The sequence below is a fragment of the Opitutus sp. sgz309028 genome, from assembly GCF_059821195.1.
Map to the genome: position 1 here is coordinate 654083 of NZ_JCAMRR010000002.1, position 16596 is coordinate 670678.

Sequence of the window (16596 nt, forward strand, 5' to 3'; positions counted from 1 at the left end):
AATTACCTAGATTTCCTGGGGGTGAAAGCAAACTAATTCTCGACGACCAAATTCAGGATTTTACCTGGGACATAGATCGTGCGCTTGAGCTTTTTTCCGGCGGCAAATGGCGCCACGCGTTCGTGGGCCAAGGCCAGGGCGACGGCGTCGGATTCGGCCAGTCCCACCGGGACCAAGGCATCGCCGCGGTGTTTGCCGTTTACTTGAAACACCAGCTTGACCTCGCTCGCGACGAGCTTGGCGGGATCGAAAGCCGGCCAGGTCGCGTGTTGGACGGACGGCTTTTGGCCCAGCCGCTCCCACAGCTCTTCGGCGAGGTGCGGCGCGAAAGGTGCCAAAATTTGGACAAACGCGAGCGCGCTGTCGCGGCGAACGGCGGGCGCTTTCTGCAGCGCGTTCGCAAAGATCATCATTTGCGAGATCGCGGTGTTGAAGCGCAGGCCGGCGATGTCCTCGCCGACTTTCTTGATCGTTTCATGCAGCAGCTTCGTGAGCTCCGCGGGCTCGGCGGCGTCGGCCGAAATTTTTGCATTAATCTCACCCTCCGCTCCGATGTATTCGCGCCAGACTTTTTGCAGGAAACGGTGCACGCCCTCGATGCCGCGCGGATTCCACGGCTTCATGGCCTCGAGCGGCCCGAGGAACATCAGATACAGGCGCAGCGTGTCGGCACCGTGCGACGCGATCACGGTGTCGGGGCTGACGACGTTGCCGCGGCTCTTCGACATCTTTTCGCCGTCCTCACCGAGGATGATGCCTTGGTGAAACAGTTTCGTGAACGGCTCGCGTTGCGGCACGGCGCCGAGATCGAAGAGGACCTTGTGCCAGAAACGCGCGTAGAGCAGGTGCAGCACCGCGTGTTCGGCGCCGCCGATGTAGAGATCGGGCACGCCCCAGTAGCGCAGCGCTTCGGGCGAGGCGAACGCGTCGGCGTTGCGCGGATCCAGGAAGCGCAGGTAATACCAGCACGAGCCCGCCCACTGCGGCATGGTGTTGGTCTCGCGATGCGCGCGTATCCATTTTTCCCCGTCGGGCCGCGGCTGCGACGCGGGGACGCTGGCGCCGGTCTCGTAATTGAACCAGATCTCGAGCCATTCGGTGACGTTGGCCAGGGGGCTTTCGCCGTTGCCGCTCGGCAGATACGACTGCACGTCGGGCAGCTCCAGCGGCAGCGCGGCGGGCGGAAGCGGCAGCGCGTAATGCGTGACGCCGCCGTTCAAAAACGTCACCGGCTCGGCCGGCACATCGCCGTCGCGGGCCGCCGCGGCGCGGCGGTAATCGGCCTCGCCGACCCACACGATCGGGAACGGCTCGCCCCAGTAGCGCTGACGCGAGAACAGCCAGTCGCGGAGCTTGTAGTTGACGGTCGCCTGCCCGACACCGCGGGCGGCGAGATCGGTCGTGATTTTCTTCTTCGCCTCGGCCCACGGCAGGCCGTCGTAGCCGGGTGAGTTGATCAGCCGGCCTTCGCCGGTGTAGGGCAGCTTTTGCTCGCCATCGTCGTTGGCGATGACCTGAACGATCGGCAGATTATACTGCTGCGCGAACTCGTAGTCGCGCTCGTCATGCGCCGGCACGGCCATGATCGCGCCGGTGCCGTAGCCCATGAGCACGTAGTCGGCGATCCAGATGGGCACGCGCGCGCCGTTGACCGGATTGATCGCGTAACTGCCGCTGAAAACGCCGGACTTGTCCTTGGCGAGATCGGTGCGCTCCAGATCGCTCTTAGCGGCGGCCTTTTTCTTGTAGTTTTCGACGGCGTCGCGGTGCTCGGGCGTGGTGAGCGCTGCGACGAGCGGGTGCTCGGGCGCAACGACCATGTAAGTGCAGCCGAACAGCGTGTCGGGCCGCGTGGTGAAAATCTTCAGCTGGCCGAGCGTTTTATTTTCGAGGTCGAACAGGAGTTCGGCGCCTTCGCTGCGGCCGATCCACGCTTCCTGCATCCGTTTCGTGGATTCAGGCCAGTCGACGTCCTTCAGGTCGGAGAGCAGGCGCTCCGCGTAAGCGGTGATACGCAGGACCCATTGGCGCAGGTTGCGGCGCTCGACGGGGAAACCGCCGACCTCGCTCTTGCCGTCAACGACTTCCTCGTTGGCGAGAACCGTGCGCAGCTCGGGACACCACCAGACGGGCCGCTCGTCGACGTAGGCGAGGCCGCGCTTGAAGAGCTGCAGGAAAATCCACTGCGTCCACCGGAAGTATTTCGGGTCCGTCGTGTCGATCTCGCGATCCCAGTCGTAGGAGAAACCCAGCGCTTTGATCTGCCGGCGGAAATTGGTGATGTTGTTTTGCGTGTTGGTGGCCGGATGCGTGCCGGTTTTCACCGCGTGCTGTTCGGCGGGCAGGCCGAAGGCATCCCAGCCGATGGGGTGCAGGACGTTGTAGCCCTTCGCGCGCATGAAACGCGAAACGATGTCGCTGGCCGTGTAACCTTCGGGATGACCGATGTGCAGCCCTGCGCCCGACGGGTAGGGAAACATGTCGAGCACGTAGTATTTCGGCTTCGACGAGACGTTGTCCGCGCGGGCGGTGTGGTTTTGCTCCCAGAAAGTTTGCCAGTGCGGCTCAATCTCTTGGAAGTTGTAGTCTTTGCTGCAGGTAGCCATTCGCGTGAACCCGCCACTGTGAAACCTTTCCATCTCCGGTCAATCTTCGCCCTTGTCCTCGTAGTTTTCACAGCGGTTTCGCGTGCGCCGGCGGCGGTCAGCCGCGGATTTACGGAGTTGCTCGACGCAGTCGTGCGCATCGACGTGCGCGAGCAGGCGTTCGAAGCGGGCACGAAGCGCCTGTCGTCCAGCATCGGTTCGGGCGTGATCCTTTCCAAAGACGGCCTCGTGCTCACCAACGCCCACGTCGTCAGCCCGCGCGCGGTCGAGATCTCCGTAACGCTCGCGAGTCTCGAGCGCGTCGGCGCAAAGCTTGTCGGCTGGGATCACTGGACCGATCTCGCGCTGCTGCGGTTGGATATGACGGAGGCGAAGCGCCGCGGGCTGCGTTTCAAACCCGCGGAGTTTGGTGACAGCAGCAAACTCTCGGTCGGCGACACGGTGTTCGCGGTCGGCACGCCGTTCGGCCTCACGCGCACGGCGACGCGCGGCATCGTGTCCAACACCAACCGCTACTTCGAAGATTCGCGCGGCGTGAACGGCTACGAGACGGGTTCGTTCAACACCTGGCTGCAAACCGACGCCGCGATCAATCCCGGCAATTCCGGCGGTCCGCTCGTGGCGGAAAACGGCCGCGTCGTCGGCATCAACTCGCGCGGCTATTCCGGCGCGGACAATCTCGGTTTCGCGATTCCCGCGAACATCGCGAAGAAGGTCGTCGCCGCGCTCGTCCGCGACGGCGCCGTGACGCGCAGCTACGTCGGCCTCGTGCCGCGCGATCTGCAGGATTTCGAAAGTTTTTATGCGCTGTCGCTCAACACCGGCATGTTGATCAACACGGTCGATCGCGATTCGCCGGCGGCGCGCGCGGGCATTCGCGGCGGCGACATTTTGCTCGCGATCAACGGCGTGCAGGTCGACGGACGTTTCCCGGAGCAGCTGCCGCCAATCCAGAACACGATCGCGAGTTTTCCGGTCGGCTCGACGTTGAAGCTCACCATCAAGCGTGGCGCGGAAACGCACGTTTACGATGTCGTCACCGAGAAACTCGAAAGCCGCGTTGGCGAGGAGGGGGCGTTCGATCAGTGGGGGATCAGCGTCCGCAAAGTTTCGCGCACCTACGCCCGCGAAAACCAGCTCGCCGATGCGCGCGGCGTGATCGTCATCGGCGTGCAACCGGGTTTTCCCGCGGCGGTCGCGGGCGTGAATCGCGGCGACGTGATCACCAAGATTGGCCAGCAACCGGTAGATTCGCTCGATGTCGTGCGGCGTGCGCACACGGCTTACGCGGAGAAACCCGAACCGGTGCTCGTCGAGGTTCTGCGCGACCGGCAGGTGTCGCTGTATGTTTTAAAGCCATGATGACTTTGTTTTGGAAAAACGGGCCCGCGGGCGGAGCGGAAATGAAGCGCTTTCGCGCGCGCAACGTCGGCGTGATTTGGGTCGCGACGCTGCTGGCGTTGTCCGCGCGCGCGGCGGATTTGCCGACGCTGTGGGCTGAGCGGTTGAAGGCCGTGGTGGCGGTGGAATTTTATATCGAAACCGAAACCGAGCGGCGTCCGAACATCGCTTACGGGATGGTCATCGATACGCAGGGCACAATCATCCTGCCGCCGGTTGCGGTGAGTCCGCGCACAACGCCGTCGCAGTTGAAGGAGTTCAAAGTGCACCGCGCGGGCGAGGCCGAGAGCGTGGCCGGCGAGTATCTTGGACAGGATGCGTTGACGGGCTGGCATTTCGTGCGCGCCGCGGAGCCGCTGCGCGGCGACCTCGTGCCGATCACGAAATTCGCTGCGGCGAAATCCGCGGAACTGCAGCTGGCGGACGACGTGTGGGGCATCGGACTGCGCAACAAGGACGAGGATTTTCTGCCGTATCTGCTCACGAGCCGGATCGCGTTGATCCAGTCGCTGCCGCAGCGCACGGCGATCGCGCAGCAGGAAGTCGCGGGACCGGGGCTGCCGGTCTTCAATGGCGCGGGCGAATTCGTCGGGCTCGCGCTGAGTTCGTTCGGACAAAGCTTCGTGCAATTCTCGCGCAGCGCGCCGGGCGGCGCGCCGGTGATTCAGGTCAACGTGGAGGAGAGCGGGGCGGTGCTGGTGGCGAGCGAAGTGCTGCCGTATCTCGGACGCGTGCCGCAGAATGTTTTCGGGCGTCCGCTGGCGTGGCTCGGCGCTTATGGTCTCGAGCCGGTCGATCCGGAAGCGGCGAAGTTTTTGAAACTCGAAGGTCAGTCCGCCGCGGTGATCAGCGAGGTGCTGGAAGGCAGTCCGGCGGAGGCGGGCGGGTTGAAGGATCGCGACATCGTCGTCGGCGTCGCGGGCCAGCCGCTGCCGCGTTTTCGTCCGGATCGCGCGGTCATCGGTTATCTGCGACGCGAAGTGTTGAAACGCCGGCCGGGCGAGCCGCTGGCGTTCACCGTGCTGCGCGACGGCGCGCGGGTGGAGACGACCGTCACGCTGGGCGAACAGCCGAAACTGGTCGGCGAAGCGGAGCGGAAGTATTTCGAAAATCTCGGATTCACGGTGCGCGAATTTGTTTACGACGACGCGGTCGACCGGCGCGCGAAGTCGTCGGAGCTCGGCGGCGTGGTCGCGCATTTCGTGAAACCCAACAGCCCGGCGGCGGTCGCGGGCTTGCGACCGGACGACTGGATCAAGGAGATCGATCGCGTCGAGGTGAAGTCCTTCGCCGCGGCGGTGTTTCAACTCTCGGCGATCGAGGCGGACAAGACGCGCACGGAAGCGGTGCTGCTCGTGAACCGCGGCGGCGAGACCGCGGTGCTGCGGCTGAAGTTGTGAGGCGACGCGAACGGAAGCATTGTTAACCGATTTTCTATGTTCACTGGCATTGTCGAAGAAACGGGGCGGGTGGTGGCGTTTCGCCCGGAAGCAGAAGCGTGGTCGCTCACGATCGCGGCGGACGTCGTGCTCGCCGACGCGGCGCTGGGCGACAGCATCGCGGTCAACGGCTGCTGTCTCACCGTCGCGCAGCTCGAGGGAAAAACGGTGCGCTTCGACGTGCTGGAGGAGACGCGGCGCCTGACGAATTTCGCGGCGTTGAAAACCGGCGCGCTCGTGAATCTCGAACGCAGCCTGCGTTTCGGCGGGAAGGTCGGCGGGCATTTCGTCACCGGCCACATCGATGCGGTCGGCACGGTGGACGTGTTCGAGCTGCGCGGGAAGGATCACTATCTGCGCGTGCGGATCCCGGCGGAGTATGCGCGCTACATCGTGCACAAAGGCAGCATCGCGATCGACGGAATCTCGCTGACGATTGCGGAGACCGCGGACGACGCGTTCGCGGTGTGGCTGATTCCCACGACGATGGCGGTGACGAATCTCGCGGAGAAACACGTCGGCGATCCGATCAATCTCGAATTCGATCTTCTCGGCAAACACGTCGAGAAACTGATGCTCACCCGCGTTTAGCTTTTGCCATGAACCTTGCGCTTGCGGCCCTGACGGAGGAACTGCGCCGGCTGAAATCCGCCGGCGTGAAAAACGTGTCGGTGAGCGAGGAGAGCCTCGCGGCCCTGCGTCGCGCCGTCGGAAAACGCGCGGCGGATCGCCCGGCCGAATCCGCCGCGACGTCGGCGGCAAGTGCGTCAGAGAAGACGCCCGCGAACGAATCGGCATCAACGCCGGCGGCTCCCACCGCGGCGCCGGCACTTGCTGCCGATCTGCCGGCGTATGTGCCGAAAGCGAAAGCGGCGGAAGAGAAAGTGGCGGAGACGCCCGCGATTCCACCGCCGCAGCCGTTCACGTTGCCCGACGGCGACAAGGCGGCGCGCATGGCGGCGCTGAAAGCGCATGTGTTGGGCGACGCGGTGTGCTGCGCGAATGTGCGGCCGGGCAAGCAGGTTGTGCTCGGCGTCGGCACGCTCGACGCGCGGATCATGTTTGTCGGCGAGGCGCCGGGCGCGGAAGAGGAAGTGCAGGGGGAACCGTTTGTGGGACCCGCGGGACAATTGCTCACGAAAATGATCGGAGCCATGGGTCTGAAGCGCGAGGAGGTCTACATCGGGAACATCATGAACTGGCGTCCGCAGATGCCGGTGAACGCGAGCGGCGTGCAGTATGGAAATCGTCCGCCGACCGCGGACGAAATGGCTTACTGCCTGCCGTATCTCCGCGCGCAGATTGAGATCGTGAATCCCGATCTGCTCGTCGCGCTCGGCTCGACGGCGGCGCAGGGCCTGCTCGGCCCGGGTTCGTTCAAGGCGCTCGGCGAAGTTCGGGGAAAGTGGAAGGAGTTCGCCGGGAAACCCCTGATGATAACGTATCATCCGAGCTACATCTTGCGAAATCAGTCGAACCGGTCGAAGCGGATGATTTGGGAGGACCTGCTGAAGGTGATGGAAAAGGCGGAACTCCCGATTTCGGAAAAACAACGCGGATATTTTCTCGATAAATGAAAACTTCGAACGACTGCGCCGGTCGCGCCGGAGCGCTGGGGCGAAATCTGGGATTCGGTTTCGCGATCGTGGGTTTGCTGTTGGGCGCCGCGCGCGCGGCGGAGCCGACCTTCAATTTCGACACGGTGCGTTTCCGCGCGAAGGTGCTCGCGGAGCGGCCGTATGTCGCGCCGGCGAGCCGCGTGCCGGAGTGGCTGACGAAGCTCAGCTATGACGAGCATCGCCTGATCCGTTTCGATCCCGGCCACACGTGGTGGCGTGACGAGAAGCGGCCGTTCGAGCTGCAGTTTTTCCATCCCGGTTTCGTGCAGAAACAGACGGTGCAGATCGCGCAACTCGTCGACGGCAAACCGGAGCTGATCCCGTTCGACCGGCAGTTGTTCGATTACGACCGACTGAAGATCGGCGAACTGCCGCCGACGATGGGCTTCGCGGGTTTTCGGATCTTGTATCCGTTGAACAAAGCCGGCGACGAACTCGGCGCGTTTCAGGGCGCGAGCTATTTTCGGCTGCTCGCGCGCAACACGATCTACGGACTCTCGGCGCGCGGTCTCGCGCTCAATACCGCCGAGCCGGGCGGCGAGGAGTTTCCGGTGTTTACCGATTTCTGGATCGAGCAGCCGGCGAAGAACGCGAAACGCATCACGATCTACGCATTGATGGACAGCCCCAGCGTCGCGGGCGCGTATCGGTTTATCATTACGCCGGGCGACCAGACGCTTTCCGAAGTGAAGGCGGCGCTCTTCTTCCGGAAATCCGCGAAGGTGGTCGGCATCGCGCCGCTCACGAGTATGTTCTGGCACGGCGAAAACACGAACAACGTGACCAACGATTTTCGGCCGGAGGTGCACGATTCCGATGGCCTGCAATTGTTCACCGGCGCGGGCGAATGGCTTTGGCGTCCGCTCACGAATCCGGGCGCCGTGCGCGTCGCGGCGTTTGGTGACGAGAATCCGCGCGGCTTCGGGCTGATGCAGCGCGACCGGAATTTTGAAAACTATCAGGACCTCGAAGCGGCGTATCACCTGCGGCCGAGCGTGTGGGTCGAGCCGATCGGGAAATGGGGTCGCGGCACGGTGCGGCTGGTAGAGCTGCCGACTCCGGATGAAACGAACGACAACATCGTCGCCTTTTGGGTGCCCGAGAAGAACCCGAAGCCCGGCGAAGCGCTCGAGCTGGAGTATCGTTTGCACTGGGCGACGGATCAGATCCGCCCGCCGGCCGGCGTCGTCGTCGCGACGCGTCATGGCCGCACGGTGACGCACGAATCCGATCTCGAACGTTTCTTCGTGGATTTTGGCGGGCCGGCACTTACGAAAGAGTCCGCCGAGTCGAAGGTCGAAGCGGTCGTTACTGTCGGCCCCGGCGCGAAACTCGTTCACACCACCGTGCAGAAAAACCCTTACAACCAGACCTGGCGCGCAGCGTTCGCGATTCGTCCGGACGGCTCCGGTCAGCCGATCGAGTTAAGGTGTTTCTTGCGCCGCCCGGATCATGTGCTGACGGAAACGTGGAGCTACCTGTGGCAACCGTGATGCCGCGGCGCGCATGAGCGACACGTCCGCCATTCCCCCGCTGATCACGTTTCGCCCCACGACTGGCACGATGGAGGCGTGGAACGCCGCTTACGTGCGGGTGGAGGATTATCTGCGCGCGCACCGTATTCACAATCGCCTGCACTCGAGCCGGCTGATCCTGCGGATTCTCGAGCGCGCCGCGCGGCGCCACGAAGCGGATCCGTCGCAGGATCCGACTGTGCTCGCGGCGGAAGAGGCGGAAGCGATGATGGACCGGTGGTTCGCCGATGTGCTCGACGAACGCGATCAGCCGCACGAACGCATCGCGGTCGACGGACGCGTCGCGCTGCTGCTGTGCGACGGCCCGCAGAAATGGCCGTATGCGTTTCTGGAAACGGAAAGCGTGCCCACCGATTTTGTGCAGGCGATGCGCGCGGGGGCGTTGACCGCCGGTCCGGACATGGCGGTGTCGAGCATGGTGCCGCGACCGATCGATCTGGGACCGATTCCGGAAGCGGCCGGCGAAACGCTCGAGACCTTCGAGCGCCTGCCAATTCTGCGCACGCTGTTTCTCTGGCTGATCTTCGCCGGCGTGCTCGCGGCGATTTTCTACGCGACGCGCTGATTACGTCATGGCGATTTCCGTTCACGACCGAATGACCATTGCGCGGCTCAACCGCCGGCGGTTTTCCTTTTTCTCGTCGATCTTCGGACTGACCAGCGTCGCCACGTGGTTCATGGCCGACCTGTTGTGGCGCGGCGGACTCACGGGCATGGAGCTCGTGCTGCTGCTGTTGTTCGTCGTTTTGTTTTTCCAGGTCGCGGTGGGATTCTGCACGGCGCTCGCGGGGTTTTACGTGATCAATCGCGGCGGCGACAGCCGGCGGATCACGATGACGGTCGCGCGCGGCGAGGACGTGCCGCTCGCTTCGACGGCGATCATCATGCCGATCTTCAACGAGGACGTCAGTCGCGTCTTCGAAGGTTTGCGCGTGGTGTTTCGCTCGGTCGAGGAAACGAAGAAACTCGACTACTTCGATTTCTTCATCCTCAGCGATTCGAATCAGCCCTCGCAGTGGATCGCGGAGGAGACCGCGTGGGCCGAGCTCTGCAAACAGGTCAACGGCTTCGGGAAAATCTTTTATCGGAAGCGGCTGAATCAGATTAACAAGAAAGCCGGCAACGTCGCCGACTTCCTGCGCCGCTGGGGACGCAACTACCGCTACATGGTCGTGCTCGACGCCGACTCGATCATGACCGGCCAGGCGCTCGTGCAACTGGTGGCGTTGATGGAAAAGAATCCCGGCGCGGGCATCATCCAGACCGCGCCGCGCATCGTAAACGGCGAGACGCTCTACGCGCGGATCCAGTCGTTCGGGAATCGTGTTTACAGCCCCCTGTTTCTTGCCGGGTTGAACTACTGGCAGCAGCACGAAGGGAATTACTGGGGCCACAACGCGATCATCCGCGTGCAGCCGTTCATGGAACATTGTTCGCTGCCGGATCTGCCGGGCAGCGAGCCGTTCGGCGGACGCATCCTCTCGCACGATTTTGTCGAGGCCGCGCTGATGCGGCGCGCGGGCTGGGCAGTGTGGCTGGCGCACGAGATCGATGGCAGTTACGAGGAAGGCCCGCCGACACTGATCGACAGCGCGAAACGCGACCGCCGCTGGTCGCAGGGCAACATGCAGCACGCGTGGCTGTTGACCGCGCGCGGCTTCCGGCCGGCGAACCGGTTTCATCTCTTCATGGGCGTGATGGCGTATCTGTCGTCGCCGCTCTGGCTGCTGTTCATGCTGATCAGCACGATCTACGTGTTTGCCACGCTGCGGTCGCCGCCGACGGGAGCGACGCGGCCGGAGGATTATACGTCGCTGTTTGGTTACACGATTGAAGTGCCGGAGGCGCTGACGCTGTTCGTGCTGACGATGCTGCTGCTGTTCCTCCCGAAGATCGTGAGCATCGTCGCGATGCTCGGGCAACGGGAGGAGGTGGAGCGCTATGGCGGACGCGTGCGTTTCGTGCTGAGCGCGCTCGGCGAAATCGTGATCTCCGCGCTGCTCGCGCCGGTGAACATGATGTTCAATTCGAAGTTCGTGTTGTTCACGCTGCTCGGGCAGGGCGTTTCCTGGGTGCCGCAGAAGCGCGGCTCCGACGACGACGGCACGGACTGGCGCGAGGCGATCATCACGCATGGCGGGCAATCGCTGTTCGGTTTGGTCTGGGGGCTCTCGGCGCTGATCTTGTTGCCCACGTTTTTCTGGTGGTTGAGTCCGGTGCTGCTCGGATTGCTGGTCGCGATCCCGGTTTCGATTCTGCTCAGCAAGGCGAGCTTCGGCCGGCGCGCGCGGGAGTTGGGGCTATTCCTCACGCCAGAGGAATCGCAGCCGTCCTACGAACTGCGCCGGCTGCGGCAGAATCTGGCGGAGTGTTACCGGCATCTGCCGCCGCTCGAGCCGCTGCGCGCCGACTACGGTTTGATGCAGGCGGTGCTCGATCCCTACGTGAACGCGATGCACGTGGCGTTGCTGCGGCAACGCCGCTCGACCGAGGAAGCGCGGGAGTGGTTCGCGCAACTGCGGCAGCGGCTGCTGCACGACGGGCCGGAAGGGTTTTCGACCAAGGAAAAAATGGCGCTGCTGCTCGATGCGGAATCGATGATCTGGCTGCACCGCGAATTGTGGAGCCGGCCGGCATCGTCGCTCGCGGAATGGTGGCGACTCGCGATGCGCCAATACAACGTGCTCACGACGGCGCCAACGACGGCGCTGTATCGTTAAAATGGTTACGCGTCCGTGGCGATCGCCGCGCGGGCGGCGCGGACGGGGCTTACGAAGCGGACAGCAGCTTGGACAACTCGGCCTGCGCGCGCGCGAACTCGGTTTTGAGCTCGGCGAGCAGCGCGGCGACGTTATCCAAACCCTCGCGAGCCGATTGGTGCTCGAGCTTTTCGGCGACGCTGCGGACGACGGAGGCGCCGAGGTTGGCGGAGCTGCCCTTGACGCTGTGGGCAGCGCGCGTGAAGCGCGGGATGTCGCCGTTGGCGAGACTCTGGTCGAGCTCCGCGATACGTTGCGGCGTGTCTTCCAGATAGATGGTTACGATTTCGCGCAGAAACTCGTCGTTGTCGCCTGGATTCAGCGCCCGCAGATTTTCGATGGATTGGGAATCGATGATGGTGGGTTCGGGCATGGGGGCAGTGTTTCGGGCCACGGCCCGGGTCGGCAAACAGATTGTGGGCCGGCGGTTGGGCGATCGCGGTTCACACCGACCATTCGAACGAGCTGTTGCTTTCGATCTCCTCGATCGTCGTGAGTCCGAGCAGCACTTTTTTCAGGCCGTCGTAACGCAGCGGCCGGTAGCCGACCTTGGTGGCGGCGCGTGTGATCTCCTGCGCGCTGCGGCCTTCGGAGATCAACGTGCGGATCTCCTCGGTGATCAGGATCAGCTCGTGAAACGCGATGCGCCCCTTGTAGCCGGTGCCCCGGCAGGCGGCGCAACCGCGTCCGCGGTAGAACGGCACGTCGCGCAGGCCTTCGTCGACAAAGTAGCGCTGGAGCACCTCGCGCGTCGGGTGATACGGCTCCTTGCAGTGGTCGCAGATCCGCGCGGCGAGTCGCTGCGCCAGCACGCCGATGACGGACGGGGCGACCATGTAAGGTTCAACCCCGATCTCGATCAGGCGCACGATGGCTTGCGCGGCGGTGTTGGTGTGCAGCGTGGCGAAAACGATGTGGCCCGTGAGCGCGGCCTCGGTGGCGATCTTGGCGGTTTCGAGATCGCGGATTTCGCCGATGAGGATGACGTCGGGATCCTGCCGCATCAGCGCGCGGAGGATGGTGGAAAACTTCAGGTCGATGTGGCTGTTGACCTGGCTCTGGTTGATGCCGGCGAGCTGGATTTCGATCGGATCCTCGATGGTGGAGATGTTCACCGCGGGCGTGTTGATCTCGTGGAGCGCGGCGTAAAGCGTCGTGGTTTTACCGGAACCGGTCGGGCCGGTGACGAAGATGATGCCGCTCGGATTCTGGATGAGCCGCTTGAACGGCTGCAGGATCGTCTGCGAGATCATCATCTTATCCAGCGTCAGCATCGATTTCTTGCCGGTCATCGCGAGGATGCGGATGACAGCTTTTTCGCCGTAGGCGGACGGGATCGTGGAGACGCGGAAGTTGGCGGTCTGGCTGCCGATCGGCATCGAGAACCGGCCGTCCTGGGGGAAACGCGATTCGGCGATGTTGAGACTGCAGAGAATCTTGAGCCGCGAGATCATCGCGCGGTGAAGCTTGCGCGAGTAGGTGAGGACCTCGCGGAGATTTCCGTCGATGCGGAAGCGGATGCGCGACTGCGTCTCGAGCGCTTCGATGTGCAGGTCGGTCGCGCGCTCGCGGAGCGCGAAGTAGATGATCTCGTCGAGGATCTCGCTCAACGAATTGTGATCGGCGAGCGAGGCGAGTTTGTCGCCGGCCTGATCGGGATTGTCGAACAACGTGGAGCGCTCGAGCTCGCCGAGGCTCTCCTCGAGGTTTTTCTCGGTGCTGTAGTGGATCGCGATCGCGTCCTCGACTTCGCGGGGCAGACCGAAGACGGGACTGATGGGAACCTGCGCGATCTGGCTGAGACGCTTCACGAGATCGGCATCGTCGGGCGAGGCCATCGCGACGGTGAGCACGCCGTTCAGCAAGTAGAGACCGATGGCTTTCGTTTTTCGTGCGATCTCGAGCGGGATTTTTTCGATCGCTTCGTCGGTGATCACGGAGGCGAACGGATCGACGTAGGCGACGCCGAGCGAATCGGCCCAGAGTTTGCAGGCGTCCTCCTTGGGCAGGATCTTCTGCTGGATGATGGCCTGCAGCAGATCGACGCTGCCGCCGTGGCGCTCGGCGAGGACGGCGAGCTCCTGGATGTAGTCGAAATTGGGCCGACGGCGGACGCTCTGCAGGAACTGGCTACTTCTTGGGTTTAACACGGCGGGGTGGCGTGCGGGTTTTGAAGAGTTTGCCGATCTCGTTCTGGTCGAGCTTCTCCATCGCGAACGAGGCGGCGGCGCGCTCGAGTTCGATCTCCTGCAGGATCTGCGGGAGCGAATAACGCACTTCGCCGATCATGATCGGCGGCGTCGGGGTGAGGGGGCGGCTCATGAAGGATTACTCGGTTTCGAAGCAGCGCTCGATCGTTTCGGAAAGGGCGCGGGCGATGTCCTCCTTGGGCGTGTCTTTCCGGATGTAGTTTACCGCGCCCAACGCGAGGGCTTCATCGATGCTCTGGCGGTTGACGATCGAAGTGAGCATGATCACGAGGCAATCCGGATCGATGGCCTTGAGCGCTCGGAGCGTGGTGAGGCCGTCCATGACGGGCATGCTGATGTCGAGCAGCACGAGATCGGGTTGCTCGCGCTCGTAAGTGGCGAGTGCTTCCTGGCCGTTGGCGGCTTCGAGGATGGCCGGAGCGCCGAGTTGCTTGAGGATCAAGCCGACGAATTTGCGGATATGGGGTTCGTCGTCGACGAGCAGGAGCGTGCCGGAAAAATTCATGAACGGTGGGGAAGGGTGACGCGAAACTCGCAGCCGCCGGCGGGGAGGTTTTGCGCGGCGATGGACCCGTGGTGAGCCTCGACGATGTTGCGACAGATGGCGAGGCCCAAGCCCGTGCTCTTCTCGCCTCCGGTGGGTTGCACGGAAAGGCGACCGAAATCCTTGAACAGCTGATCGCGCTCGTTTTCGGGAATGCCCGGGCCCTGGTCCAGCACCGCGAAACTGCAGTGGCCGTCGCGACTCTCGAGCGTGACGGTGATCGTCGAGCCCGGCGGCGAATACTTCACGGCATTGCTGAGAAGATTGTTGACGACCTGCTGAATCTTCGGGCCGTCGATCGCGATGCGAATCGGCGTAGCGTGCGGGGCGATCGCGAGCGAGGTCTGTTTTTTCGCGGCGTCGATATTCGCGAGGTAAACCGCCTTCGCGATGAGCTCGGCCAGGTCGTGGGGCTCGGGCTGAAGCTTCAACTCGCCCGCCTCGATCGTGGCGACGTCGAGCAACTCGTTCACGAGCGAAAGCATCGACTGGCTGGCGGCATGAATCGTGTTCACGAGGTCGAGTTGATCGGGCGTGAGCTCGCCGACGACGCCATCGCGCAGGAACTCGGCCAGGCCGCGGATCGACGCGAGAGGGTTGCGCAGGTCGTGGGCCGCCATGCCGAGAAAACGGTTCTTGGCGGCGTTGGCGCTGCTGAGCTGTTCCACCAGCGATTTCTGCTGCTCGGCCAGCAGCTGGCCGACGAGGTGCGTGCGGATCCGCGCGACGACCTCGCGCGGCTGAAACGGTTTCGGCAGATAATCGACGCCGCCGGCGGACAGGCCCTCGACGACGGCCTCCGCTTCGTTTTTCGCGGTGATGAACACGATCGGCGCGCAATCGGCGCCGTAACGCTGCTTCAGCGCGCGGCACGTATCAAAGCCGTTGATACCCGGCATCATCACGTCGAGCAGGACGAGGTTGGGCCGGAACGCGGGATAGACCTCGAGCGCCCCTTCGCCGGAGTCGGCCTCGGCGAGCGCATAGCCCTGTTTCTTCAGAATGCCGCTCAGGATCCGGATGTTCATCCGGTCGTCGTCGACGATTAAGATTTTCCTTCCGGTAAGGTCCGGGGTCGGGGTCTGGGTGATGGGCGCCATCGAGCGAGCCGCTGCTTGCAAGTAAAATGACAATGGCGAGGGCGGCCGCCGGCATGCAAGCCGCCGTTCCGTGGCGGCCGCGCCCGGCGGGATGCGGCTGGCGAGAGTTTTACATCACAAGATCGCGATGTGTTGATATTCAACTTGCCTGGGGGTGATCGCGTGATTTCCTGAAACCCACTCTATGGCCAAATCTTTCGTGTTTTCATCGGAGTCGGTGGGCGAGGGGCATCCGGACAAAGTCGCGGACTTCATCTCCGACAGCGTGCTCGACGCCTGCCTGGCGCAGGATCCGGGCAGCCGCGTGGCATGCGAGACGCTCGTGAAAAGCAATCACGTGGTGATCGCCGGCGAGATCACGACGAAGGCGAAGCTCAACTACGATTGCGTGGTGCGCGATGCGGTGCGCGAGATCGGCTATGTCAACGACGACGATGTGTTTCACGCCGAGCGCGTCTTCATCACCAACCTGATCACGCGGCAGTCGCCCGACATCGCGCAGGGCGTGGACGCCGCGGCCGCCGACGGCAAGGACACGGCCGAACAGGGCGCGGGCGACCAGGGCCTGATGTTCGGCTACGCGTGCAACGAGACGCCCGAGATGATGCCGACCGCCATCATGTTCGCGCATCGCCTGGGCCGCGAGCTCACGAAGCTTCGCAAGTCCGGCGTCGTGTCCTGGCTGCGCCCCGACGCGAAATCGCAGGTTTCGATCCGTTACGAGAACGATCGCCCCGTGAAGGTGGAGAACGTCGTCATCTCCACGCAGCACACCTCGAATGTGAAGCACGGCGCGATCCGCGAGTTTCTCGTCGAGAACGTCATCAAGCGGGTGATCCCCGCGGAGCTGATGGACGCCGCGACGAAGTTTTACATCAACCCGACCGGCCGCTTCGTGGTGGGCGGCCCCGAAGGCGATTCCGGCCTCACCGGTCGTAAGATCATTGTGGATACGTATGGCGGTTGGGGCCGGCACGGTGGCGGTGCCTTCTCGGGCAAGGACCCGTCGAAGGTCGATCGCTCCGCCGCCTACATGTGCCGCTGGGTCGCGAAGAACATCGTCGCCTCCGGCCTCGCCGACATCTGTGAACTCCAGGTCGCCTACGCGATCGGCCATCCCGAACCGGTTTCCATCTGGGTCGACGCGATGGGCACCGCGAAAGTCCCGGAGGCGAAGATCGCCGCCGCCGTGCGCGAGGTGTTCAGTTTCAAACCTGCGGCCATCGTGGCGCAACTCGACCTGCTTCGTCCCATTTACCGGCAGACGACCAACTACGGCCATTTCGGCAAACCCGATCTGCCGTGGGAGCAGACGAACAAGATCAACGAACTTCGCGCCGCCGTGAAATAACGCCGCGCGAACCCAACCCAGCCCTCAAGTCT

General features: G+C 63.5%; 14 protein-coding genes. 8 read left to right on the top strand and 6 right to left on the bottom strand.

What is annotated here, in order from left to right; all coding sequences use genetic code 11:
- Positions 1-32: 32 nt before the first annotated feature.
- On the bottom strand, positions 33-2606 hold the full coding sequence (leuS, locus tag AC6RV7_RS08485; RefSeq protein WP_500093538.1) for a leucine--tRNA ligase: 2574 nt from the start codon (positions 2604-2606) through the stop codon (positions 33-35).
- Positions 2607-2624: 18 nt separating this feature from the next.
- Here leuS and AC6RV7_RS08490 point away from each other — a divergent pair, with 18 nt between their 5' ends.
- From AC6RV7_RS08490 to mdoH, 7 genes are read left to right on the top strand one after another with little or no spacing between them, the layout of a single operon-like run.
- Positions 2625-3968 carry a trypsin-like peptidase domain-containing protein gene (locus AC6RV7_RS08490; protein ID WP_500093539.1) on the top strand — a complete coding sequence of 448 codons (1344 nt, stop codon included), beginning with the start codon at positions 2625-2627 and terminating at the stop codon, positions 3966-3968.
- The gene (locus AC6RV7_RS08495; protein WP_500093540.1) at positions 3965-5407 is read left to right on the top strand and encodes a PDZ domain-containing protein; all 1443 of its coding nucleotides are present in this window, start codon (positions 3965-3967) and stop codon (positions 5405-5407) included. The genes AC6RV7_RS08490 and AC6RV7_RS08495 overlap by 4 nt, the downstream gene beginning before the upstream one ends.
- Positions 5408-5443: 36 nt before the next feature.
- Complete coding sequence (locus AC6RV7_RS08500) at positions 5444-6037, top strand: riboflavin synthase (protein ID WP_500093541.1); 594 nt, start codon at positions 5444-5446, stop codon at positions 6035-6037.
- Positions 6038-6045: 8 nt separating this feature from the next.
- A complete protein-coding gene (locus tag AC6RV7_RS08505) occupies positions 6046-7023 on the top strand; it encodes a uracil-DNA glycosylase (RefSeq protein WP_500093542.1) in 978 nt (325 codons plus the stop codon).
- On the top strand, positions 7020-8558 hold the full coding sequence (locus AC6RV7_RS08510) for an OpgD/OpgG family glucan biosynthesis protein (protein WP_500093543.1): 1539 nt from the start codon (positions 7020-7022) through the stop codon (positions 8556-8558). The genes AC6RV7_RS08505 and AC6RV7_RS08510 overlap by 4 nt, the downstream gene beginning before the upstream one ends.
- A 13-nt stretch (positions 8559-8571) precedes the next feature.
- On the top strand, positions 8572-9165 hold the full coding sequence (locus tag AC6RV7_RS08515) for a hypothetical protein (RefSeq protein ID WP_500093544.1): 594 nt from the start codon (positions 8572-8574) through the stop codon (positions 9163-9165).
- A 7-nt stretch (positions 9166-9172) separates the two neighbouring features.
- A complete protein-coding gene (mdoH, locus tag AC6RV7_RS08520) occupies positions 9173-11320 on the top strand; it encodes a glucans biosynthesis glucosyltransferase MdoH (RefSeq protein WP_500093545.1) in 2148 nt (715 codons plus the stop codon).
- A gap of 49 nt (positions 11321-11369) precedes the next feature.
- Here the strand turns inward: mdoH and AC6RV7_RS08525 are convergent, their stop codons facing one another.
- The 5 genes from AC6RV7_RS08525 to AC6RV7_RS08545 all read right to left on the bottom strand — a co-directional run bounded on the left by AC6RV7_RS08525 (position 11370) and on the right by AC6RV7_RS08545 (position 15213).
- Entirely contained in the window at positions 11370-11732 is a 363-nt protein-coding gene (locus tag AC6RV7_RS08525) for an Hpt domain-containing protein (RefSeq protein ID WP_500093546.1), read from the bottom strand.
- Between the two features lie 70 nt (positions 11733-11802).
- Positions 11803-13509, bottom strand: coding sequence for a GspE/PulE family protein (locus tag AC6RV7_RS08530; protein WP_500093547.1), 1707 nt, complete (start codon positions 13507-13509; stop codon positions 11803-11805).
- Entirely contained in the window at positions 13490-13681 is a 192-nt protein-coding gene (locus tag AC6RV7_RS08535; protein WP_500093548.1) for a hypothetical protein, read from the bottom strand. The genes AC6RV7_RS08530 and AC6RV7_RS08535 overlap by 20 nt, the downstream gene beginning before the upstream one ends.
- Before the next feature lie 6 nt (positions 13682-13687).
- Positions 13688-14074, bottom strand: a complete 387-nt coding sequence (locus tag AC6RV7_RS08540; RefSeq protein WP_500093549.1) for a response regulator transcription factor — start codon at positions 14072-14074, stop codon at positions 13688-13690.
- Positions 14071-15213 (bottom strand): hybrid sensor histidine kinase/response regulator, encoded by a 1143-nt coding sequence (locus AC6RV7_RS08545; RefSeq protein ID WP_500093550.1) that lies wholly within the window; start codon positions 15211-15213, stop codon positions 14071-14073. Before AC6RV7_RS08545 ends, AC6RV7_RS08540 begins: the two co-directional genes overlap by 4 nt.
- Positions 15214-15397: 184 nt before the next feature.
- On the opposite strand from AC6RV7_RS08545, the gene metK reads away from it, so the two are divergent.
- On the top strand, positions 15398-16564 hold the full coding sequence (metK, locus tag AC6RV7_RS08550; RefSeq protein ID WP_500093551.1) for a methionine adenosyltransferase: 1167 nt from the start codon (positions 15398-15400) through the stop codon (positions 16562-16564).
- Positions 16565-16596: the final 32 nt, after the last annotated feature.